Source organism: Sphingomonas sediminicola, from assembly GCF_014489515.1.
Lineage (GTDB): Bacteria > Pseudomonadota > Alphaproteobacteria > Sphingomonadales > Sphingomonadaceae > Sphingomicrobium > Sphingomicrobium sediminicola.
Genome location: NZ_CP060782.1, coordinates 1,469,867 through 1,491,886, shown reverse-complemented (window position 1 = coordinate 1,491,886; position 22,020 = coordinate 1,469,867). Strand labels below are relative to the sequence as shown.

The following is a 22,020-nucleotide window of genomic DNA, read 5'->3' as shown; positions in this document are numbered from 1 at the left end:
CCGGCCGCTTATTGCAGGCGTTTTACCTTGTAACCGCGGCTTTGGAGATACTTCTGGACCGATGACTCGCCCGCCAGATGGCCGGCGCCGACGGCGACCATTACAGTGCCCGGCTGAGCCATCCTGCGCTCGATCCACTGGCTCCAATTGAAGTTGCGGCGGGTGAGCAGCGCGGCCCTCAGTTCGGGCGAGCTTTGCAGGTCGCGGTTGAACGAATTGCCAATCTTGTCGACGTCGCCGCTCAGCCACGACTGGAGCATGTCGCCGAACTGCTTCTTCATCTCGACCGGGTTCTCGATCGCGCCTTCGAGAAGCTGACGTTGCGCATCCTCGGGAAGCCGGTCGAAGAAGGTGAGTTGCTCCTGGTTCGTCTCGAGCTGCCCGACCGGCTTGCCGGCGGCGGTGAAGGACTGGCGCAGAACTGCTTCGACGCCCTGTTCGCCTTCGACTCCAAGCGTCTGGAATTGCACGCCGAGCAAAGTGAACGAGGCCGCCCAGGTCTCCATCCGGTCGAACATCGGGCGCGGGATCTGGGTCTTCGCGATTGCTGCTTCGAGCGCGGCGCGCTTGTCCGCAGGCACACGGCTGGCGATCGGCGGAAGGCCGCTGGAGAAGCCGAGCGCGGCCATGATTCCGGCGAGCTGCTGCGGGTTGGCCGTGTCGATCAGCGTCTCAAGCACGAGCGATTGCGAGCCTTCCACCGCCTTCTCGAACTTCGGGGTCCGCCAGCGGGAATCCTTCGGCAGGAGGTGGATGGTACCGAACAGGTAGATCGTCGTGTCCTTGTCGGAGACCTGCCACAACGCAGGGCCGCTGTTCGAACGAGCGAGTGCGGTCGCCGTCGGCGCAATGGCCATCGTCGCAAGGCCAAGGGCTGCAAGCCCGCGCCGGATCAGTTTGGAGAGCATGGAATTCCTTTGGAGACGCGTTCCTTGACCCCGGATGTATGAACGCAACTGCCCGGCGTCCACTTGCCGGGTCGCGGAGGATGCGCCAAAGCCTCGCGGAAACTCCAGACCAACAGTGAAACGCGAACCGCCTTGGCCCTCAGCTTTCAGGACCTGATCCTCACGTTGCATCGCTATTGGAGCGCGCAAGGGTGCGTGCTGCTGCAGCCGTACGACATGGAGATGGGGGCGGGGACGTTCCACCCGGCGACGGTGTTGCGCGCGCTCGGGCCTAACCCGTGGAAGGCGGCCTACGTCCAGCCTTCGCGGCGGCCAACCGACGGCCGCTATGGCGAGAACCCGAACCGGCTCGGGCACTACTATCAGTACCAGGTATTGCTGAAGCCGAGCCCGCCGGACCTTCAGCAACTCTATCTCGGGAGCCTTGCCCAGATCGGGATCGATCCGTTGAAGCACGACATCCGTTTCGTCGAGGACGATTGGGAGAGCCCGACACTCGGCGCCTGGGGGCTCGGCTGGGAAGTCTGGTGCGACGGGATGGAAGTCACCCAATTCACCTATTTCCAGCAGGTTGGCGGCTTCGACTGCAAGCCCGTCTCAGGTGAACTGACCTACGGGCTCGAGCGGCTGGCGATGTACATCCAGGGCGCCGACAACGTCTTCGACCTCAAGTTCAACGATGCCGGCGTGAGCTACGGTGACGTCTTCCTCGAGAACGAGAAAGAGCTGTCGCGCTACAATTTCGAGGTCGCCAACACGGAGAGCCTGTTCGATCTCTTCCGCAAGGCCGCCGCCGAAGCCGAGAATTGCGTCGCGAACAAGCTGCCGATCCCGGCCTATGAGCAGGCGATCAAGGCCAGCCACATCTTCAACACGCTGCAGGCGAGGGGCGTGATCTCCGTTGCCGAGAGGCAGGCCTACATCGGCCGGGTGCGCGACCTCGCGAAGGCGGCGTGTGCGACCTGGATGGAAACCAACGGGTGGCAGGCGTGAGCGCGGACTTCCTGCTTGAGTTGCGGTCCGAGGAGATCCCGGCACGCATGCAGGCCGGAGCGCGGAACGACCTGGCTCGGCTGGTCGCGCAGGAACTGGATGCGCTGGGTGTGGCGGCCGAAGCGATCGACGTCTGGTCGACGCCGCGACGGCTTGCGCTGGTTGCCCGTGGCCTGCCGCTCGAAACGCAGGCGGTCAGCGAAGAGCTGAAGGGTCCTCGGACGAGCGCTCCGGAGCAGGCCCTCGACGGGTTCCTACGCAAGACGGGTCTGACACGCGAACGGCTCGAGGACCGCGATGGCGTCTATTTCGGGGTGGTCGAGAGGCCGGGGCAGGCGATGCGCGACCTGCTCGGCCCGATCGTCGAGAGAATCGTCGCGGGCTTTCCGTGGCCGAAGTCGATGCGCTGGGGTGCAGCATCGGAAAGCACGGCCTCCCTGCGCTGGGTGCGACCGCTTCACGGCATTGTCGCCCTGCTTGGCGAGGACATCGTCCCGGTGCAGATCGACGATATTGCGTCCGGGGCGACGACGGTTGGTCATCGCTTTCATCATCCGGGTCCGATCACCATCGGCGGTGCGCACGATTATGCGCAGAAGCTGCGCGCCTGCCACGTGATCGTCGATCAGGAAGAGCGCGAGCGGATCGTCCGCGACGGTGCTGCGAAGGCGGCAGCGGACGCGAAGCTGCAGCTCGTCCCCGACGAAGGGCTGGTCGTTGAGAATGCGGGCCTGACCGAGTGGCCGGTGCCTTTGCTCGGGCGCTTCGATCCCGACTATCTCGACGTGCCGCGCGAGGTGATCGTCCTCACCATGCGGACGAACCAGAAATATTTCGCCTGCACGGACGACCTGGGAGTGCTCGCGCCCGCCTTTGTCTGCGTCGCGAACATCGATGCAAAGGACGGCGGAGAGGCGATCGTCGAAGGCAATCGCCGAGTGCTCGCTGCGCGCCTTGCCGACGCGCGCTTCTTCTGGGAGCAAGACCTCAAGGTTTCCCTCGAAGAGCAGGCCGTGAAACTCTCCGGGATCGTCTTCCACGAGAAGCTCGGGACCATCGCCGACAAGGTCGAACGTGTGGCGAAGCTGGCTCGGTGGCTGGTCGAAGAAGGCGTCGTGAAGGACGCGGACGCAGGCCAGGTTGAGCGCGCGGCAAGGCTGGCGAAGGCGGATCTCGTCACTGGCATGGTCGGCGAGTTCCCCGAGTTGCAGGGCGTCGTCGGTGGCTACATCGCAGAGCGGCAGGGCGAGCCAAAGGCAGTCGCCGAAGCTATCCGCGATCATTACAAGCCGGCGGGGCAGGGTGACAACGTTCCGACATCGCCTGCGACCATTGCTTTGGCGCTTGCCGACAGGTTGGATTCTATCTCCGCGTTCTTTGGCGTTGAGTTGAAGCCAACCGGGTCAAAGGACCCATTCGCACTTCGCAGAGCCGCAATCTCGTCGATCGAGCTGATCGTACGCAACTCGCTGCGGCTTCCGCTCATCACCGCAGTGCGCGGAACATTGGCGAACCGCGCCGGTCAATCGGGAGAGGCTGCGGACGCGCATCGACTGGATCGGACAGCGCCCGACATTCTGGACTTCTTCGCTGATCGTCTGAAGGTGCAGCAGCGCGATGCTGGCGTTCGACACGACCTGATCGATGCGGTGTTTGCGCTTGGAGGTGAGGATGATCTCGTCCGGCTTCTGGCGAGGGTGAAGGCGCTGCAGAGCTTCGTCGAAGGCGAAGACGGTGCGGACCTGCTCACGGCGTACAAGCGGGCGGCCAATATCCTGAAGAAGGAGAAGTGGGAGTCGACCGCGGCTTCAGGCGGGCAGGAGCTGGAGCCGGAAGAGGCGGCGCTCATTCAGGCGCTCGATGCAGCCGACCCTCAAGCAAGCAAGGCTGTCGAGGCCGAGGACTTCACCGGAGCGATGCGAGCACTGGCGCAGCTTCGCCGTCCGATCGATGCGTTCTTCGACAAGGTCACCGTTAACGATCCGGATGCCGCCAAGCGCGAGCGCCGGCTAAACCTGCTCGCACGGTTCCGCGACGCCGTGAACCGCGTCGCGGACTTCTCGAAGATCGAAGGATAATGTGCTCGCCTAGTCCTCTGGACTAGGCTGCGCGCATCATAGCGGCCGTTCGTCGGCCGGGTCACCGCGGTCCTTGATCGCTGCGGCGCGCAGGCTGTCACGCTCGCGCCATTCCTTTTCCTGGTTTGCCCAGTGCGTTTCGCGGTCGTTGTACTCGCGCTCGCGAGTCTCGAGCCGCGTGCGCTCGTCGTAATAGCGGGTCTTCCACTTCTTGCGTCCGCCGGCGGTCAGGAAGATGCCGAGCAGAATTCCTAGGACGAAAACCAGCGCAAGGATGATCCACTGGTCCTGGGTAAAGGCGGTCATTGCGCAATCCCTCGATTGTTCCGTTCAGGTAACAAGCGCGGGCGCGGGCAATGGTTCCAGCACAAGCGGAAACCGCCCGCGTCTTTCGACGCGGGCGGCACCCCCACTCAGCTTGGATCACGTGTTCAGGAAGTTATCGCTGATCGCGCATGCCGCCGGACCCAGGATGACGATGAAGAGGGTCGGCAGGATGAACAGGATCAACGGAACGGTCATGATGGCCGGAAGGCGCGCGGCCTTTTCCTCGGCGCGCATCATGCGCTCGTTGCGGAACTCGGCCGACAGCACGCGAAGTGCGGACGCCAGCGGAGTACCGTATTTCTCGGTCTGGATCATGGTCGTGACCACGCCGCGAACCGCTTCCAGATCGACGCGGGTGGCGAGGTTCTCGAAAGCGTTACGGCGTTCGGCTAGAAAGCCCAGCTCGATCGCGGTCAGGCCGAACTCGTCGCCCAGCTCCGGATAGGCCTTGCCCAACTCCTTCGCGACACGGCCGAAGGCGGCGTCGACGGTGAGGCCGGCCTCGGCGCAGATGACCAGGAGGTCGAGCGCGTCGGGGAGGCCCTTGCGCACCGCATGGCTGCGCTTGGTGACCTTGTTCTTCAGCCAGATGTCCGGCGCCTTGTAGCTGCCGACCAGGATGGCGGCGACCGTCATGTAACGGCGCAGCCATGACCATGCCGGCCAATAATCGACGACGTAGATCAGCACGACGGCGGTCAGGCCGAGCGCCACCGGCAGGAGGAACCGCGCGGCGATGATGAAGAAGGCGAGATCCTTGGTACGGATACCTGCTTGCATCAGTTTGGTCTGGACCTTCTTCAGCTGATCGTCCTGAAGCATCTTGAACTGGCTCAGGATCGAACGGACGCGGTCCGCCGCCTGGCTCTTGTTCGTGAGCTTCTTGCGCTTGTTGGTCGACGCAACGATGCCGGCCTTCAGCTGCTCGCGGCGCTCGTTGAGCGCCTTGACGCGGCGGGCCATGGGATCCTTGACGGTCGTCGCCGCATAGATTGCGGTCATCACCGCCATTGTCGCGATACCACTTAGGATCGTCGCGATCAGGATGACGTCGAAGCCGAGAAGAGTGGGGCCTCCAGTAGGCATGTCTAACCGTCCCCCTCAGATCTCGAAGTTAACCATTTTGGCCATGATGAAGACGCCGATGCCCATCCAGCAGAGGGCGCCAAGGCCGGCCACGATCAAGCGCTGGTCGACAAAGAAGCCGCCCATGTAATCGGGGTTCATCATGTAAACGAGGCCGAACACGATGAAGGGCAGGGCGCCGACGATGTACGCCGATGCCTTTGATTCCGAGCTCATGGCGCGGATTTTCAGCTTCATCTGTGCACGCTTGCGAAGCACGTCGGCCAGGTTCGAGAGAGTCTCGGCGAGGTTGCCGCCGGTCTCGCGCTGGATGGCCAGAGTGATCACGAAGAACTGGAACTCGGGCGTGCCGAGGCGATCTGCAGTCTCCTGCAGGGCCGCTTCCATGGTGCGGCCGATTTTCATCTTGTCGGATACGGCGCGGAACTCGAGTCCAACCGGGCCCGGGATTTCGCTCGACACGATGCCGAGCGTCTCGGTGATCGGAAGACCGGAGCGAAGCCCGCGAACCATCAGCTCGATCGCATCCGGGAAGTTCGAATTGAACTTGGCGACGCGGCGCTTGATCATCTTGCCGATGACCATGTGCGGCAGGCCGATGCCAACGAACAGGCCGGCAAACAGTCCAAGCAGGAACGGTGCTCCGCGCATCAGTAGCAGGACCATCACGACGACCGCGAGGCCGACCGAGATCATGAGGTAGCGCGCGAGCGTGATGTTTCGGCCCGTCATCTCGATACGCTTGCGCAAGAGCGCAGGCTTCGGGATGATCGTCGACGCCAGACCTTCGATGTGGCTGGTTGTCCGGTTCGCAAATAGCTTGCGAATCTGCGCCTGGGCGCTGGCGGCGATAGCATCGCCGTGTCGCTCCTTGATCATCTCGACGCGGCGCTTGAGGGCCTTCGATGCCGAAGGGCCGCGCGCGGCGTTGAGCATGAGCACAAGCGCTGCGACGCCGCCCAGGACGATGATGAGGGTCAACAGCATTCGACCATCCAATCCTTCCCCAATGCGCCCGGCAGGAAGCCGAGCGCAGCCCGATTAAGCCGCTTTTGCCTTAGGCTTGTTGAGCATCGACTTAAGATTATCGACCAGCGACTTGGCGCCAGCGGCGACTCCTTCGCTGCTGCTGCCGGCGCTTCCGCTCGCACCCTCTTCGGTCGCATGGCTCAGAACCATGTTCGCGAGGGTCGAGAAGGGCGCAGCCATCTTGCCTGTCGCAACTTCCGCCATCGGCTTGCCGAGCTTGGCAGCCTGGGCAGCCAGCTTGCCGTCATGCGGGATGACGATGTCGACAGGACGCTCGATCGACTGCTCGAAGTCCTTGCGGCTGATCTCCAGCGCGCCGCCCGAGGGGACGCCGTTGGCAACGACGATCACCTTGGTCTGCGGGGCATTCGACTTCAGCCAGGCGAGGATACGGATGGTGTCGCGGGTGGCGGCGAGCGTGAGCTCGGAGACAACCACGGCAACGTGCGCATCGTGCACCATGTGCGGATACTGGATCAGCATGTGGCGCGGCAGGTCGAGCACCGTCGATTCGAACGCGTTCCGCATCTCTTCCTGAAGTTGGAAGAAGGCGGTGCCGTCCGTAATCAGCGGCTGATGGATCGGAGCCTCGGCCGAAAGGACCGAAAGACGCTCGTTCGCACGAACCATTGCGCGCTCGATGAACAGGCCGTCGATGCGGCTTGGGTTCTCGATCGCGTCGGTCAGACCGCGGCCCGGCTCCAGGTCGAGCGCAAGGGCGCCGGTCCCGAAGTGGATGTCGAGGTCGAGCAGAGCGGTGGAGCGATGAGCCTTCTCACCAAGCAGCCATGCGAGCGAAGTCGCGATGGTCGAGGCGCCGACGCCTCCACGGACGCCCATGACGGCGGCCATGATGTGCGGCTTGTCGACTTGCGCCTCGCCGCGCGGCCCCGATAGAATTGTCTGGGCGTGTGCAAAGGTGTCTCGCAGGTGATCGACCGTGAATGGCTTTAGAAGGTAGTCGTGGATGCCGCTGGCGACGAGGTCGCGATACAGGCGGACATCGTTGACCTGGCCCGATGCGATCACGATCGTCCCCGGCTCGCAGACTTCCGCAAGCGCGTTGATGTCGTTCAGCGGGTCAGCGGACTCCGACAGGTCGACGAACAGGATGTTCGGGCTCGCGGAGACCGACAGCGACTGGACCGCATTGCGCAGACCACCCTTGTTGACCTTCTCCGGCGACCAGCCGTGCTCGACAGCCACGGGACGCAGCATGTCAGCAGTCGCATCGTCGCAAACGAAGGCCTGGAATGGATCTCGCAGCCCGGCGCGTGCCTGGAACGGAGCGTTCATCACTTTTCTTCCTTCTTCGTGCTGATGTCCTGCAGACCCTTGCTGCCGGTCGTCGGAGCGGTGCGGTAGGCGTTGATCGCCCGCGAAGCCGTTGCCGCATCGCCAATGCCGCTGCCCTCACGCCCGTGGATCAGATCCTCGGGGTTCGCGACCATCGCGGCGAGGTTCGAGTTCACGCCGCAGCCGTAGTTCGGAAGCATCCGGTTGTTGTAATTGGGCTGCGACTTGCGCTCCCAATTCGGGCAGTCCGGAACGCTAGCGACGTTGCGGCTGACGACAACGCGGACATTGCCTGAGCCGACGGCGCCGGCGGTCACCGGAGCTCCTTGCGAGACCAGCATTCCGTAGTTGCCGGCAATGTCGGCAACCTGGGCCCGAGCGGCTTCCGAGTAGGGGCCCCCGTCAACGTAGACGCTGTCGCCGTAACGAAGGTCCAGGCTGTTGAACCAGGCGTCGAGACGCGCTGCTTCCGAGGGAGCAAGCGTTCCGCCGGGGGCGGCCGCATCGAACACATAGTCCGCGCGGCTGACGACCGGAACATGCACAGCCGCCATGCCCGCCTCGGGATCGGGTCCCGGGTGGTATGCACAACCCGAGAGTGCCGCTGCGACGAGCAGGAGTGCGGTTTTCGAAGCCATCTTGGCATCCTTCCTGATGAAGCGGCGGATCACAGCTTGAACCCCGGAGTTGCGGCAGCCGCTGCGCCACCGAAGGCAGGAGCGGGTGCCGGAGCCGAAGCCGCCGGGCGGCCCTGGCTGCTGTAGGACTGGCCCTCGATCACACGTACCGGGTCGGACGGCATGCGCAGTCCATCGGTCGGCAAGGCGAGCTGGTTGGAAACCGGCCGGACGAGATACGGAGTGACGACGATCACCAGCTCCGTCTCGGCGCGACGGAAGCGCGTCGAGCGGAAGAGGGCGCCGAGGATCGGCAGGTCGCCGAGGAACGGAGCTTTCTCGATGTCATTGGACGACGAGTTCCGAAGCAGGCCGGCGATCATGAAGCTCTGGCCGGAGCCGAGCTCCACCGTCGTTTCAGCGCGGCGGGTAGTCAGCGCTGGAACGGTGAAGTCGCCAGTCTTGACGCTGCCTTCGTTCGAAAGCTCGCTGACCTCGGGACGGACGCGCATCGAGATCCGGCCGTCCGCAAGGACGATCGGTGTGAAGGCGAGACCGACACCGTATTGCTTGTACTCGATCGAGATCGAGTCGAGCGACTGCGAGATCGGGATCGGGAATTCCCCGCCTGCGAGGAAGCTTGCGGTTTCTCCCGAGAGCGCGGTCAGGTTCGGCTCCGCGAGCGTGGTGACGAAGCCGTCGGTCTCTGCGAGATCCAGAGTGCTCAGGATGTCGAGGCCGAACAGCTTGCCGGCAGCGCCAAGAGTGGTGCCGACGGAGCTGACATTGAACGTCTTTCCTGCGCCCGTAATCGTGCCGGGATTGCCCTGGCCGATACCGAACTGGAAGCCGCCGGTGAGATCCTTCGTCAGGAGGTTGACGCCAACCTGCTTGAGCAGGGAGCGGTTCACCTCGGCAATGCGGACCTTCAGGTTGACTTGCAGCGGTGTCGCGGAACGCAGGCGGCTGACCACCTGGGTGCCTTCACCGACATAGGCCTGGACCAGGCGCTGGGCCTCCTCGACGTCGGTCGGCGAAGCGACCGTGCCGGTGAGGAGCACGAGGTTGTTCATCGGGGTTGCACGGACGTTCGCTTCCGGCATTGCCAGGCGAAGCATCTCGTCGACCGAACCAAGGTTGTTGCCGACGCGTACATTGGCTGCGTAGACAACCTTGCCATTGGCGCCCGTCGCATAGACGGTGGTTTCGCCGCGGCCCTTGCCGAAGATGTACAGCTGGCGGTTGGAGCGAACCTGGACGTCTGCGACCGCATCGTTGGCGACGAACACGTCGCTCATCGGGGCGGGCAGGCGAACGAGGGTCCCCGTGCCGGCGCTGAGGTTCAGCGTTTCCGACGGACGCGCCGCGCCCGACTGGGCAACGGCCGGGGCCGGAGCCGCCACCGTGCCGAGGCCGATCGCCAGGGCCACGAAGGCGGTGCCGAGACGAGCCCGGCGAGTTTTGGAACGACAGGTCATTTAGCGAGCTCCCACCGGAACGACGGTGACATTATTGCCGCGGGCAACACGAACGACCGGACCGGCCGCAACTCCCGCTGACGCTCCGCCCGCAAGGGCGGCATTCGAGACCTGGCCACCACCCGAAGCGGGCGCGCGGGCAGGGACGCTACGGCGCTGGAAGCGCGAGACATCACCACCGGTGGAATAGGTCGTATTGGTATCGATCGGCCGATTGGCGACCGCCAGCAGCATCTGGCGCTCCTGGGAGGGGTTGGTGCCTTCCGGGACCTTCACCTCGCCCGAGGCGATCGCGCGCTCCAGCTCCGACGTATTGTCGGCGATCGAGCGCAGCGACAGCGACAGCTGACCGATGCTCTGGGCGACGGCGACCTTCTCGGCGATGCGCGGAGTTGCCTCCAGCGTGACGTTCGAGAAAGTCTTGACCAGGGTCTTGCCATCTTCGCCCTTGCTGTCGGTGCGCTGGTCGGTCGCGAGGACGCGAACGTTGCGGACGACAGTCTCGGAAACCTTGAGCGGCGGGCCATCGCCACCGCCCGCGACTTCCTGGGTCAGGACGATGTCGACGCGGTCACCCGGGAAGACGAAGCCGGCGACGCCGGTCGACGAGTTCACCGGAACCGTGATCGCACGCATGCCCGGGCCAAGCGCCGCGGCAAGGAAGCCGCGATCGTTCGGGCCGACAAGGGCGCCGCGGGTCATCGGCTGGCCGGCAGTAACGGGATAGCGCACGACGGTACCCAGCAGCTTGGACATATCAGCGTCCGGAGCGCCTTCCGTGTAGTACGCACTCTGCGTCATTTCCTTCGGCCAGGGCTGGAAGGTGAGGCTCTCGGCATCGATGATGGTGCCGACCGGCAGGTCCTTGCGGGCCACCAGAACCTTCGGTCCGACCGGAACGGCCGGAGTTGCCGCTGCTGCCTGCGCCTGCTCGGCACCGGCCCCGCGAACATGTTCTTGGCCATGATTGCGGTTACTGCCGCGATCACGAGCGCTCCCACGAGCAGCATGATCTTCTTAACATTCATGGCGAAATCGCCTCCCCTTTTCGGGCCCAGTACGCTGACAGACATCAGGCAAATTGGTTAAGAAACCGTTGGATAAGAATGAGGAGGCCGCCGGCGGCGATCGCTACGCCGTACGGAACTTCCGGTTTTCCGGGCTTTTTCTTCAGCCGGTGAAGGCCGACGACGACCAGAGTCAGCACTCCGCCCGCGATCGACATGAAGACCAGGAATCGCAATGTGGACTGCGGCGAAAACCAAAGCGCGAGTGCCGCGGCGAGCTTGACGTCACCGCCGCCCATCATCCCGGCGTAGAAGGCCACGGCGAGCAACGCGAAGACGCCGGCTGCGATCGCGACCTGGATCCCGATGTCCGGCCAGAGCGGCAAATGAGCCGACCACCAGTAGAGGGGCGCCATCAGCGCCACTCCCAGGTTCAGCCGGTTGGAAATCGTGAACGTGCGCACGTCGATCACCGCCGCCAGGACGAGCAGCAATGCGAGAATTCCAAGCAGGATTTCGGTAAACGCGCCGTTCGTCATGCCGCCAGACCTAGACGGCAGGGCTTTCCAAACCGTAACCGCGCTCAAGAATGGCTGAATTCGATGTCCTGATTGTCGGCGGCGGAATCGCCGGGGCGAGCCTTGGCGCCGAGATCGCGGGGCGGTCGAGAGCCGCGATCGTCGAGGCGGAATCCCACTGCGGAATGCATGCGACCGGGCGCTCGGCGGCGTTCTGGCTTGAGAGTTACGGCGGCCCGGATGTCGCGAAGCTGAGTGCTGCCTCGCACGACTTTCTCGAGCGGCCTCCGGAGGACTTTTCCGATCGCGGATTCCTTCGGACCCGAGGAGCGGTGCATCTCACCCGGGACGAGTTGCCGGAGCTACCGAACGGCGTCCGTTCCCGGGTGGTCGAGCGCGGCGAGCTGGAGCTGCTAGTTCCCGGCATAAAGTCGCAATGGCGCCGGGCACTGCTCGAACCGGGCTGCGCCGACATCGACGTTGCAGCGCTGCATTCGGCCTATCTTCGCCAGTTCCGACTCAATGGCGGGACAGTTTCTACGGATTCAGCGCTTCAAAGGGCTGCGTTTCGGCAGGACGCGTGGCGCGTCGAGCTGCGCGATGGATCGAGCATTTCGGCCTCCATTCTCGTCAATGCGGCGGGTGCTTGGGCGGATACGGTCGCCGAGGCGTGCGGTGTTCGCCCGCTCGGTATCGCGCCGAAGCGTCGGACGATGGTGCAGCTGAGGGTCGGCCATTCGGGACTGCGCGATCTCCCGCTCGTCGACGACGCCTCGGGCACATTCTACTTCAAAGGCGAGAGCGACCGAAGCATCTGGCTCAGCCCGCACGACGAGATCGACAGCGATCCCTGCGATGCCGCTCCCGAAGAAATCGATGTGGCGACGGCGATCGATCGGTTCGAGCAGGTTGTCGACTGGCCAGTAGAAGCGGTCGAACGAAGTTGGGCCGGCCTCCGGAGCTTCGCGCCCGATCGCAAGCCTGTCTACGGGTTCGACACGGATGTCCCGTTGTTCTTCTGGTGCGTGGGCAGGGCGGGTTTGGCATCCAAACCGCCCCCGCCGCCAGCAAGCTCGCGGCCTCACAGCTGTTAGGGGCCGAGCCGGATTCGATGGTCAGCAGGATCGATCCGCAGCCATATCGGGCGTCGCGCTTCGTCCGTTAATTCTTCCGTCCGTGCAACGGCTTATCGTTTACGATGAGACGAAAGCTGAGGTGGTTCGGCCGCATCGCGAACGACTAGTCGCCACGGCGCATCTGTCTACTCCTTTGATATTCCTGGCTTGAGCGGGCCGGGTGTTTCATCCGGGGGATATCGCGCAGTGGGCGTGACCAGCATCTTCAAGTTCGCTTCGCGCGACATCGCCATCGATCTCGGCACCGCGAACACCGTCGTCTACGTGAAGGGCCGCGGGATCGTCATCAACGAGCCCTCTGTTGTCGCGATGGAATGGTTCAACGGCCTGCGTAAGGTGCGGGCCGTCGGCGACGATGCCAAGCTGATGATGGGCAAGACGCCAGAAGGCATCAAAACGATTCGTCCGTTGCGGGCAGGCGTGATCGCCGACCTCGAAGTCGCCGAGCAGATGATCAAGCATTTCATCAGCAAGGCGCAGGCCGGCGGAAGCCGCTTCACGAGCAGTCCGGAGGTCGTGATCTCCGTCCCGTCAGGCGCGACGTCCGTCGAGCGACGGGCGATTCGCGACGCAGTTTCCAATGCTGGAGCGGGCAAGGTCTCCCTGATCGACGAGCCGATGGCTGCCGCCATCGGCGCCGGCCTTCCGGTCCGCGACCCGATCGGATCGATGGTCGTCGACATCGGCGGTGGGACGACCGAGGTCGGCGTCATCTCGCTGCAAGGACTGGCTTATTGCGAGTCATCCCGAGTCGGCGGCGACAAGATGGACGAGGCCATCTCCTCCTATGTGCGACGCAACTACAATTTGCTGATCGGCGAAGGCACGGCCGAGCGGGTGAAGATGGAAATCGGCGCGGCCAAGAGGTCGCAGGAATCGGACAATGTCTCGACCTATGTGCGCGGGCGCGACGTTGCGCGTGGTGTGCCCAGCGAGATCATGCTGACCCAGGCGCAGGTCGCCGATGCGGTGGCGGAGCCGGTCGCCCGGATCGTCCATGTCGTCCGCTCGGCGCTCGAGCACACGCAGCCGGAAATCGCGGCCGACGTGATCGATGCCGGGATCACGATGACCGGGGGCGGCTCATTGCTCCGCGAGATCAGCACCGTTCTCGAATATGAGACCGGCCTGCCGGTGCGGGTTGCCGACTCACCCCTAGATTGCGTCGCCTTGGGCGCCGGCCAGACGCTTGAGGATCCGACGTATCGCGGAGCGCTTGTCGCGTTCTAGGCGGCGGGCGGCTCGATTCGCGAAGCCTTGAACTTGTCGGCTTCGGCGCAGGCCAGCGCGTCGGCGCGGTCGTTCTCTGAATGGCCGCTATGGCCTTTCACCCAATGCCATTCCACGCGGTGGCGAGCGGAGGCGTCGATCAATTCTTGCCAAAGCTCGGCATTCTTCACCGGCTTCTTGTCGGCAGTCTTCCAGCCATTACGCCGCCAGCCGTGGATCCACTTGGTGATGCCGTCGCGGACATAATTGCTGTCGGTGTGAAGCTGGACTCGGCACGGCCGCTTGAGCGCCTCCAGTGACTTGATCGCAGCAGTGAGCTCCATCCGATTGTTGGTCGTCAGCTGCTCGCCACCCGAAATCTCGCGCTCCTTCGTTCCATTGCGAAGGATCGCGCCCCAGCCTCCCGGCCGGGGTTCCCGCGGCAAGCTCCATCCGTGAAGATTTCGACGAGCGGGAGCTCCGCCACTAGGTGACGAGCTCGCGCGGCAGCTTGAAGGTCATTCGCTCCGGCGTGTGGTCGGCGATTTCTTCCGTTACGTCGAAACGCTCGCGCAGCGCGTCGAACACCTCCCGGACCAGAAGCTCGGGTGCCGACGCACCCGCCGTGAGGCCGATGGTGGAGGGCTGACCGAGCCAATCCCAGTCGATGTCCGCTGCCCGTTCGATTAGCCGCGACGAGACGCCCATACGCTCGGCAACCTCGGCGAGGCGAAGTGAATTGCTGCTGTTGGGCGCTCCGATGACCAGAAGCCGCTCACATTCAGGCGCGATCGCCTTGACGGCCGCCTGTCGGTTCGAAGTGGCGTAGCAGATATCCTCGCTGCGGGGCGCGCGGATCTCCGGGAAACGAGCCTTGAGGGCGCCCACGACCGCCGCTGTGTCATCAACCGAAAGCGTGGTCTGGGTGAGGAAAGCCAGATTGCTGGGGGAACTTCGACCGCCTCGGCATCCTCCACGGTCTCGACAAGGGTCATCGATCCGGCGGGAACCTGGCCGAACGTGCCGATCACTTCCGGATGGCCCGCGTGGCCGATGAAGAGGATGTGGCGCCCTTCCTCGATCAGGCGCTCGGCCTGGCGATGGACCTTCGACACGAGAGGGCAGGTGGCATCGACATAGGTCAGCCCGCGGCCCTGCGCCTCGGCTGGCACGGCCTTCGGGACCCCGTGGGCGGAGAAAACGACCGGGCGATCGTCCGGTACTTCGTCCAGCTCATCGACGAAGATGGCGCCCATTCCCTTCAGCCGTTCGACGACGAAGCGGTTGTGGACGATCTCGTGGCGCACGTAGACAGGTGCGCCGAAACGCTCGAGCGCGAGCTCGACGATCTGGATCGCACGATCGACGCCGGCACAGAATCCGCGCGGGGCCGCAATCAGGACGCGCAACGAAGGCTTGGGGTTAGGCTTAGGTTCAGGCATTGGCGGGCCATGTAAGCCATCGCTTGCAGCCTTTGAAGGCGCTTCCTATGAACTGCTGCGACTTGCCCAGGCCGACAAGGAACCCAATCCCAGTGAAGCTTCGTCTAATTCCGCTGATGATTCTCGCCCTCCTGCCGGCCTGTTCGCGCGAGGGTAACCCCGAGCAGGGCGGAATTTACGTCCGCCGAAGCGCTTGCCCGATCCCCGGTATTCCTGCCGGCACAGGCGATGTCACCATCTTCGATCCCGCGAACAGCATTACAGCGGACGCGATCGATGTGACGGCGACGATCACCAACCTTCGCGCCAACTGCCAGGAAGCAGGGGACCAAATCATCTCGACGGTCACCTTCGATGTGGTTGCTACGCGCCGCGATCCGACGGCCGCCCGTCAGGTTGTGCTTCCGTATTTCGATGTCGTCCTCCAGGCCGGCAATCAGGTCGTCGCCAAGCGCGTCGGTCGCGTCGGTCTCGACTTTGCGCCGGGTAGCCTGCGCGCACAGACCAATGGCCAGGCGACCGCACGAGTGAGCCGCTCTTCTGCGCAGCTTCCGGCCGACATCGAGAAGCAGCTTACCCGCCCGCGCAAGGCCGGCGATGCGTCTGCCGCAGTCGATCCGATGACCGATCCGGCCATTCGGTCGGCGGTCGCCAATGCGACGTTCGAGCATCTGGTCGGCTTCCAGCTGACCGAGCAGCAGCTCCGCTACAACGTCACCCGCTAGGGAGTCCGGCTGCCCGATTAGCGCGTTGACTTCGCGTGCGCGTGAAGCCAAGGCTCCGCCCGTCTCCGGTGGCTAGTTCGCCGGAAGGCCGCGCGGGAGAGTTCGTGATAGCCCTCAACGGGTTGTCGCGGCGCCGAAGGAGCAACCGCCCCGGAATCTCTCAGGCAAAGGGACCGCGCGCGCCTGACAGTCTGGAAAGTGTCCGTCACGACGATGACGGACCACCGAAGGGTAAGCCGGCCTCGGGCTGGTGAAAGCTCTCAGGTCGCGCGACAGACGGGGGCGACGGCGTCGGACGGGATCCACCCGTGCGGCTGTCGCAACCGGAGTGCGCGATGAGCGAAGTCGATCAAGAGCAACTTCAGAAGCTTCCGCTGGACGAATGGCATCGCGCTCAGGGGGGCGCATGGTTCCCTTCGCCGGCTACGAAATGCCCGTCCAGTACGAGGGCATCATGGCCGAGCACCTGTGGGTGCGCGAGAACGCCGGCCTGTTCGATGTCAGCCACATGGGCCAGATCCTTTTCCATGGCAGCCAGGTCGACGCCGCGCTGGAGACGCTGCTTCCTGGCGAGCTGAAGCTGCTCGGCGACATGAAGCTGCGCTATTCCATGCTGCTGGCCGAAGACGGCACGATCATCGACGACCTGATGGCCACGCGCCGCGGAGAGGAATTCTACGTCGTCGTCAACGGAGCGACCAAGCACGGCGACCTCGAAATTTTCGAGAATCTCATGCCGCGCAGCACGGTCATGGACCATATGAAGGGACAGGCTTTGCTCGCCCTGCAAGGGCCGAAGGCAGTCGAAGTTCTTGAGGCCATCGCTCCTGGCGTCTCCGAGCTTGGCTTCATGCAGGGTGGGCCGTTCCGGGTGGTCGGCCACCAGGCATGGATCAGCCGCTCCGGCTATACCGGGGAAGACGGATTCGAGATTTCCATCCATTCGGCCGCGGCTCAGACCATCGCTGACTGGCTGGTGGGTGATGAGCGCGTGAAGCCGATCGGCCTCGGCGCGCGAGATTCGCTGCGGCTCGAAGCCGGACTTCCGCTTTACGGGCACGACATCGACCGGACGACGACCCCCGTGATGGCCGGACTGACATTCGCGATCGGCAAGCGTCGTCGGGCCGAGGGCGGGTTCCCCGGCTACAACCGGTTCCTCGCCGAAATGGAGAATGGGCCGGCCCAGAAGCGCGTCGGGTTCGAAATCGACGGTCGCCAGCCGGTTCGTGAAGGCGCGCTGGTGCTGGACGGCGAAGGCAATGAAATCGGCCGGATTACCAGCGGCGGTTTCTCACCCAGCCTGCAGCGGCCGATCGCCATGGGCTATGTCGCAAACCATCTTGCGGAAGTCGGCACGGCGCTAAAACTCGAACAGCGCGGAAAGCTGTTCGACGCACGCGTTGCGGCGCTTCCGTTCGTACCCCATCGATATCACCGCAAGGGAGCAAGTGCATGACGGTCTACTTCACCCGTGAGCATGAATGGATCCGCGTCGAAGGCGACAAAGCGACCGTCGGTATTTCCAACCACGCGCAGGAAGCGCTTGGCGACATTGTTTTCGCCGAAGTGCCCGAAACGGGCCGCAAGCTGAACAGGGCCAGGAAGCAGCCGTCGTGGAGTCGGTGAAGGCAGCCTCAGATGTATATTCGCCGGTCGCGGGCGAGGTGACCGAGGGCAACCAGGCGGTTGCTGACGACCCGGCGCTGATCAACCGCGACCCGGAAGGCGAGGGCTGGTTCTTCAAGATCAAGCTCGACAATCCGGGCGAGGTCGAGGGCCTGATGGACGAGGCCTCATATCGGGAATGGGTGGCGACGCTCTGAGCGACGTCATCGCCTCGACGAGCCGCTGGGACGCGGCTGACTATGCCCGGGTCGGACGGTTCGTTTCCGATCTTGGAGAAGCCGCGCTCGATCTGCTTGATCCGAAGATGGGAGAGCGGATCCTCGATGTCGGCTGTGGCGATGGTGCACTGACCCACAAGATCGTCGAGCGCGGATCCGATGTCGTTGGTGTCGACAACTCGCCCGAGCTGGTCGCCGCGGCGCGGGCGATCGGGCTCGACGTGCTCGAGATGGACGCGGCCGATATGACGTTCGATGCCGAATTCGACGCGGCTTTCTCGAATGCAGCCCTTCACTGGATGCTCGACAAGGACCGAGTAGCCCACGCGACCATCCGCGCTCTCAAACCGGGTGGCCGATATGCCGGTGAGATGGGAGGCGACGGCAATCTCGCGAAGCTGCGGCAGACGCTCGACGCCGAGCTGGTCGCACGAGGCTATCCGCCCCCGCTGGAATCGTCGAACTGGTATCCCTCGGTCGAAGACTTCGCCGCTGTCTACGAGGCCGCTGGTTTCACCGAGCTCGATGCCCGCCTGATCGAACGTCCCACCCCCATGCCCAACGGTATCGGCCAGTGGGTCACCACCTTCCGCCGCGGCTGGCTCGACCGCGCCGGCGTGCCCGAAGACGAACGCGCCCAGATCGGCGAGGCCGTCGCCGAAGCCGTGGGCACCAACAATGCCGATTATGTCCGCCTTCGCTTCATCATGAGGAAGCCCAACTAGATGCGTTACTTGCCCCTGTCGGACGCCGACCGCAGCGCGATGCTGCAGACGATCGGCGCCACGACTGTCGATGACCTGTTCAAAGATGTGCCGGCCAACGCGCTGCTGTCCGGGCCGATTGCGGAGCTTCCGCCGCATGCCTCCGAACTGTCCGTTGAGCGCCAGCTTGGAGCCCTTGCCCGCAAGAATTTGGCGGCTAGCGAGGCGCCGTTTTTCCTCGGCTGCGGTGCCTACAAGCATCACATTCCGGCGAGCGTGGATCACATCATCCAGCGCGGTGAGTTCCTGACGGCTTACACGCCGTACCAGCCGGAAATCGCGCAGGGCACCCTCCAGGTCCTGTTCGAGTTCCAGACTCAGGTCGCGCGGCTGTTCGGCTGCGAAGTCGCGAACGCGTCGATGTACGACGGCTCGACCGCGATGTGGGAAGCGATCGTCATGGGCCACCGCATTACGCGGCGGAACAAGACGATCATCTCGTCGGGCGTGCACCCGCATTACGTCAGCGTCGCGATGACGATGGCGAAGTTCACCGAGGACCGGCTTGAGACCTCGCAGCCGGACCTGAGCGCTGAAACGGACGCGGAAAAGCTGATCGCCGCGATCGACGGCGAGACCAGCGCGATTGTCGTCCAGTATCCCGACATTCTCGGCCGTATCACCGATCTGACCCCGATTGCAGAGGCCGCTCACGCCAACGGGGCAATTCTGATCGCGGTTGTAACCGAACCGGTGGCGCTCGGCTTGATCAAGTCGCCGGGCGAAATGGGCGCGGACATTGTGGTGGGTGAGGGCCAATCGATCGGCGTCGGCCTTCAATTCGGCGGCCCGTATGTTGGGCTTTTCGCAACCCGTGAGAAATTTGTGCGGCAGATGCCGGGCCGCCTAGCGGGCGAGACCGTCGACGCGGGTGGCAAGCGCGGTTTCGTTCTGACGCTCTCGACCCGCGAACAGCACATCCGCCGTGAGAAGGCGACATCGAATATCTGCACGAACTCTGGTCTCTGCGCCTTGGCTTTCTCGGTGCACATGAGCCTGCTTGGCGAGAAGGGTTTGAGGCAGCTCGCTCAGCTGAATCACGCGCGCGCGTGCGAAGCTGCGGACCGGCTGTCGGCAATTCCGGGTGTGAAGCTGATCAACGACAGCTTCTTCAACGAATTCACGATCGAGCTTCCTGTCGAAGCCCGTCCAGTGGTCCGCGACCTTGCGGAGAAGGGCATTCTCGGCGGCGTGTCGCTCGGGCGGCTATATCCGGGCGCGAACGCGCTGCAGAACGGGCTGATCATCGCAGTGACCGAAACCGTGACCGACGAGGATATCGCGGCCCTGGAAGCGGGTCTGAAGGAGGTGTGCCAATGACCGTCAATCCTTCAGGCTGGCGGCCGTCCACTCCTGCGAACGAGCAGGGCGAGGCGCAGACGGTGACCGGTAACCGCGCGCTGATGCTCGAGGAGCCTCTGCTGTTCGAGATCGGGTCGACCGAGCAGACCGGCGTCGATTTCCCTGAGTTCAAATCGAATGCAGGCCGTCTCGGCGGGCTGGATCGGAATCGCGAGATCGGCCTTGCCGGTCTCAGCGAGCCGGAAGCAGTGCGTCATTACACGCGCCTTTCGCGGCAGAACTACGCAATCGACCTCGGGCTCTTCCCGCTCGGGTCGTGCACGATGAAACACAATCCGCGCCTCAACGAGAAAATCGCGCGGATGCCCGGCTTTGCCGACATCCATCCGCTTCAGCCGACCGACACGGTGCAAGGCGCGTTCGAGGTCATCGATCTCGTCGGCCGCTGGCTGACGACGCTGACCGGGATGCCGGCAGTCGCGATGAGCCCCAAGGCCGGTGCCCATGGCGAACTCTGCGGCTTGCTCTGCATTCGCGCTGCGCTCGAGGCCCGCGGCGACAAGCGGGAGGTCGTGCTGGTTCCGGAGAGTGCGCACGGCACCAACCCGGCGACCGCAGCCTTCGCCGGCTATCGCGTCGAGAACATCCCGGCGAACAAGGCCGGCCGCGTCGACCTTGAAGCGCTGAAAGCGCGGCTCGGGCCCGACGTCGCGGCGGTGATGATCACCAACCCGAACACCTGCGGCCTGTTCGAGCCGGACATGAAGGCGATCAGCGATGCCGTCCATGCGGCCGGCGCTCTCGTCTATTGCGACGGCGCGAATTTCAACGCGATCGTCGGAAAGGTCCGTCCGGGCGACCTCGGCGTCGACGCGATGCACATCAACCTGCACAAGACTTTCTCGACGCCGCACGGCGGCGGCGGTCCGGGTGCGGGCCGGTCGTGCTCAGCGCGGCGCTTGCACCGTTCGCGCCGCTTCCGTTCGTCGAGAAGCAGGGCGACCGCTTCGTTCTCGTAGAGGAGGAGACGGCGGGCGAGCATCACTCGAAGAGCTTCGGCCGGATGGTCGCGTTCCATGGCCAGATGGGCATGTTCACGCGCGCTGCGTCCTACATGCTTAGCCACGGTTCGGATGGACTTCGCCGCGTCGCGGAGGATGCGGTCCTTAACGCCAACTACATTCTCCGCTCGCTCGAGGACGTGCTCGAAGCGCCGTTCGGGGCAAGCGGACCGTGCATGCACGAAGCACTTTTCTCGGACCGTGGATTCGGGAGGGCCTCAGCACGATCGATGTGGCTAAGGCGCTGATCGACGAAGGCTTCCACCCGATGACCATGTACTTTCCGCTGGTCGTTCACGGCGCGATGCTGGTCGAGCCGACCGAGACGGAGTCCAAGGCGAGCCTCGACCAGTTCATCTTTGCCCTGCGCTCGATCGCTGGGCGGGCGAAGTCGGGTGATCAGGCTCTCAAAGCCGCTCCGGTCCATGCGCCGCGCCGCCGTCTCGACGAGACGCTCGCAGCCCGGAAGCCTGTGCTGGTCTACAAGGATCCGGAGCCGGCCCAGGCGGCGGAGTAAATGAACGAGCGCCGCTTCTACGAGGGACCGCCGGCAGAGGACGCTCGCCGGTCGGCTCCCGCGGCGCTCCGCAACCGCGAGCCGATCGCGGAAGTGCTCGCCGACTGGCTTCCTGAAGGCGGCACCGTTCTCGAGGTTGCAAGCGGAACGGGCGAGCATGCGGCCTGGTTTGCCGAGCAGTTTCCGAAGCTCGATTGGCAACCGAGCGACATGCACCCGGACGCGCTCGCTTCGATCGAAGCGTGGAGAGCGGCTTCAGGTGCGTCCAACATCAAGCCTCCTATTGCCCTGGACGCGAGCGCGGGCGCCTGGCCGATCGAACGGGCGGATGCGGTCCTCAACATCAACATGGCGCACATCAGCCCGTGGGCGGCGTCGCTTGGACTGATTGTCGGGGCTGCGCGCATCCTGCCCGAAGGCGGTCCGCTCATCCTCTACGGTCCGTGGCTCAAGGACGACCTCGAGACGGCGCCGTCGAATCTTGCTTTCGATGCAGACCTAAAGGCTCGCGATCCGAAGTGGGGCTTGCGGCGGGTGGAGGATTTCGAGGCCGCCGCCGCCTCTCACCGGTTCCAGCTCGTGGAGTGGCGCCGGATGCCCGCGAACAACTTGATGCTGCTCTTTCGGCTGACTGGCAGCCAACGCACTTAAGCAAAGCTTTACCGTGGTCGTTTATCTGA

The 22,020-nt window shown here is 64.2% G+C and carries 16 protein-coding genes, 6 pseudogenes and 2 riboswitches; of the genes and pseudogenes, 11 read left to right on the top strand and 11 right to left on the bottom strand.

The annotated features are described in order from the left end of the window. Positions 1-8 precede the first annotated feature (8 nt). Positions 9-908 (bottom strand): TraB/GumN family protein, encoded by a 900-nt coding sequence (locus tag H9L14_RS07980; RefSeq protein ID WP_187707684.1) that lies wholly within the window; start codon positions 906-908, stop codon positions 9-11. Between the two features lie 132 nt (positions 909-1,040). Here H9L14_RS07980 and H9L14_RS07975 point away from each other — a divergent pair, with 132 nt between their 5' ends. Then, a complete protein-coding gene (locus H9L14_RS07975; protein ID WP_187707683.1) occupies positions 1,041-1,901 on the top strand; it encodes a glycine--tRNA ligase subunit alpha in 861 nt (286 codons plus the stop codon). 47 nt (positions 1,902-1,948) lie between these two features. Then, positions 1,949-3,979 carry a glycine--tRNA ligase subunit beta gene (gene glyS, locus H9L14_RS07970; RefSeq protein ID WP_246444584.1) on the top strand — a complete coding sequence of 677 codons (2,031 nt, stop codon included), beginning with the start codon at positions 1,949-1,951 and terminating at the stop codon, positions 3,977-3,979. Between the two features lie 36 nt (positions 3,980-4,015). On the opposite strand, the gene H9L14_RS07965 is transcribed toward glyS, so the two are convergent. From H9L14_RS07965 to H9L14_RS07930, 8 genes and pseudogenes are all read right to left on the bottom strand, one after another. Then, positions 4,016-4,285 (bottom strand): hypothetical protein, encoded by a 270-nt coding sequence (locus H9L14_RS07965; RefSeq protein WP_187707681.1) that lies wholly within the window; start codon positions 4,283-4,285, stop codon positions 4,016-4,018. A gap of 117 nt (positions 4,286-4,402) precedes the next feature. After that, positions 4,403-5,392, bottom strand: coding sequence for a type II secretion system F family protein (locus H9L14_RS07960; protein WP_187707680.1), 990 nt, complete (start codon positions 5,390-5,392; stop codon positions 4,403-4,405). A gap of 15 nt (positions 5,393-5,407) precedes the next feature. Next, positions 5,408-6,379, bottom strand: coding sequence for a type II secretion system F family protein (locus H9L14_RS07955; RefSeq protein WP_187707679.1), 972 nt, complete (start codon positions 6,377-6,379; stop codon positions 5,408-5,410). 54 nt (positions 6,380-6,433) lie between these two features. Beyond that, complete coding sequence (locus H9L14_RS07950; RefSeq protein WP_187707678.1) at positions 6,434-7,717, bottom strand: pilus assembly protein CpaE; 1,284 nt, start codon at positions 7,715-7,717, stop codon at positions 6,434-6,436. Then, positions 7,717-8,355 carry a CpaD family pilus assembly lipoprotein gene (locus H9L14_RS07945; RefSeq protein WP_187707677.1) on the bottom strand — a complete coding sequence of 213 codons (639 nt, stop codon included), beginning with the start codon at positions 8,353-8,355 and terminating at the stop codon, positions 7,717-7,719. The genes H9L14_RS07950 and H9L14_RS07945 overlap by 1 nt, the downstream gene beginning before the upstream one ends. Before the next feature lie 29 nt (positions 8,356-8,384). Then, positions 8,385-9,812, bottom strand: coding sequence for a type II and III secretion system protein family protein (locus H9L14_RS07940; RefSeq protein ID WP_187707676.1), 1,428 nt, complete (start codon positions 9,810-9,812; stop codon positions 8,385-8,387). Beyond that, positions 9,813-10,840: pseudogene (gene cpaB, locus H9L14_RS07935) on the bottom strand (Flp pilus assembly protein CpaB). A 44-nt stretch (positions 10,841-10,884) separates the two neighbouring features. Next, positions 10,885-11,358, bottom strand: a complete 474-nt coding sequence (locus H9L14_RS07930) for an A24 family peptidase (RefSeq protein ID WP_187707675.1) — start codon at positions 11,356-11,358, stop codon at positions 10,885-10,887. 50 nt (positions 11,359-11,408) lie between these two features. On the opposite strand from H9L14_RS07930, the pseudogene H9L14_RS07925 reads away from it, so the two are divergent. Next, a pseudogene (locus tag H9L14_RS07925) lies at positions 11,409-12,502 on the top strand (NAD(P)/FAD-dependent oxidoreductase). Between the two features lie 157 nt (positions 12,503-12,659). Further along, positions 12,660-13,703 (top strand): rod shape-determining protein, encoded by a 1,044-nt coding sequence (locus H9L14_RS07920; RefSeq protein WP_281389361.1) that lies wholly within the window; start codon positions 12,660-12,662, stop codon positions 13,701-13,703. Here H9L14_RS07920 and rnhA read toward each other — a convergent pair. Continuing rightward, positions 13,700-14,169: pseudogene (gene rnhA / locus H9L14_RS07915) on the bottom strand (ribonuclease HI). The gene H9L14_RS07920 and the pseudogene rnhA overlap by 4 nt on opposite strands. Next, positions 14,169-15,124 (bottom strand): annotated as a pseudogene (gene ispH / locus H9L14_RS07910) (4-hydroxy-3-methylbut-2-enyl diphosphate reductase). The pseudogenes rnhA and ispH overlap by 1 nt, the downstream one beginning before the upstream one ends. Before the next feature lie 92 nt (positions 15,125-15,216). On the opposite strand from ispH, the gene H9L14_RS07905 reads away from it, so the two are divergent. From H9L14_RS07905 to H9L14_RS07875, 7 genes and pseudogenes are all read left to right on the top strand, one after another. Next, entirely contained in the window at positions 15,217-15,849 is a 633-nt protein-coding gene (locus tag H9L14_RS07905; RefSeq protein WP_343070168.1) for a hypothetical protein, read from the top strand. 83 nt (positions 15,850-15,932) lie between these two features. After that, a riboswitch (glycine riboswitch) is annotated at positions 15,933-16,035 on the top strand. Position 16,036: 1 nt separating this feature from the next. Next, a riboswitch (glycine riboswitch) is annotated at positions 16,037-16,129 on the top strand. A 126-nt stretch (positions 16,130-16,255) separates the two neighbouring features. Next, positions 16,256-17,308, top strand: coding sequence for a glycine cleavage system aminomethyltransferase GcvT (gene gcvT, locus H9L14_RS07900; protein WP_343070167.1), 1,053 nt, complete (start codon positions 16,256-16,258; stop codon positions 17,306-17,308). Then, positions 17,305-17,675, top strand: a pseudogene (gene gcvH / locus H9L14_RS07895) (glycine cleavage system protein GcvH). The gene gcvT and the pseudogene gcvH overlap by 4 nt, the downstream one beginning before the upstream one ends. Continuing rightward, complete coding sequence (locus tag H9L14_RS07890; protein WP_187707674.1) at positions 17,657-18,421, top strand: class I SAM-dependent methyltransferase; 765 nt, start codon at positions 17,657-17,659, stop codon at positions 18,419-18,421. Before gcvH ends, H9L14_RS07890 begins: the two are co-directional and overlap by 19 nt. Further along, positions 18,422-19,780 (top strand): aminomethyl-transferring glycine dehydrogenase subunit GcvPA, encoded by a 1,359-nt coding sequence (gene gcvPA, locus H9L14_RS07885; RefSeq protein ID WP_187707673.1) that lies wholly within the window; start codon positions 18,422-18,424, stop codon positions 19,778-19,780. Next, positions 19,777-21,340: pseudogene (gene gcvPB, locus H9L14_RS07880) on the top strand (aminomethyl-transferring glycine dehydrogenase subunit GcvPB). Before gcvPA ends, gcvPB begins: the two are co-directional and overlap by 4 nt. Continuing rightward, the gene (locus H9L14_RS07875) at positions 21,341-21,991 is read left to right on the top strand and encodes a DUF938 domain-containing protein (RefSeq protein ID WP_187707672.1); all 651 of its coding nucleotides are present in this window, start codon (positions 21,341-21,343) and stop codon (positions 21,989-21,991) included. Positions 21,992-22,020 lie beyond the last annotated feature (29 nt).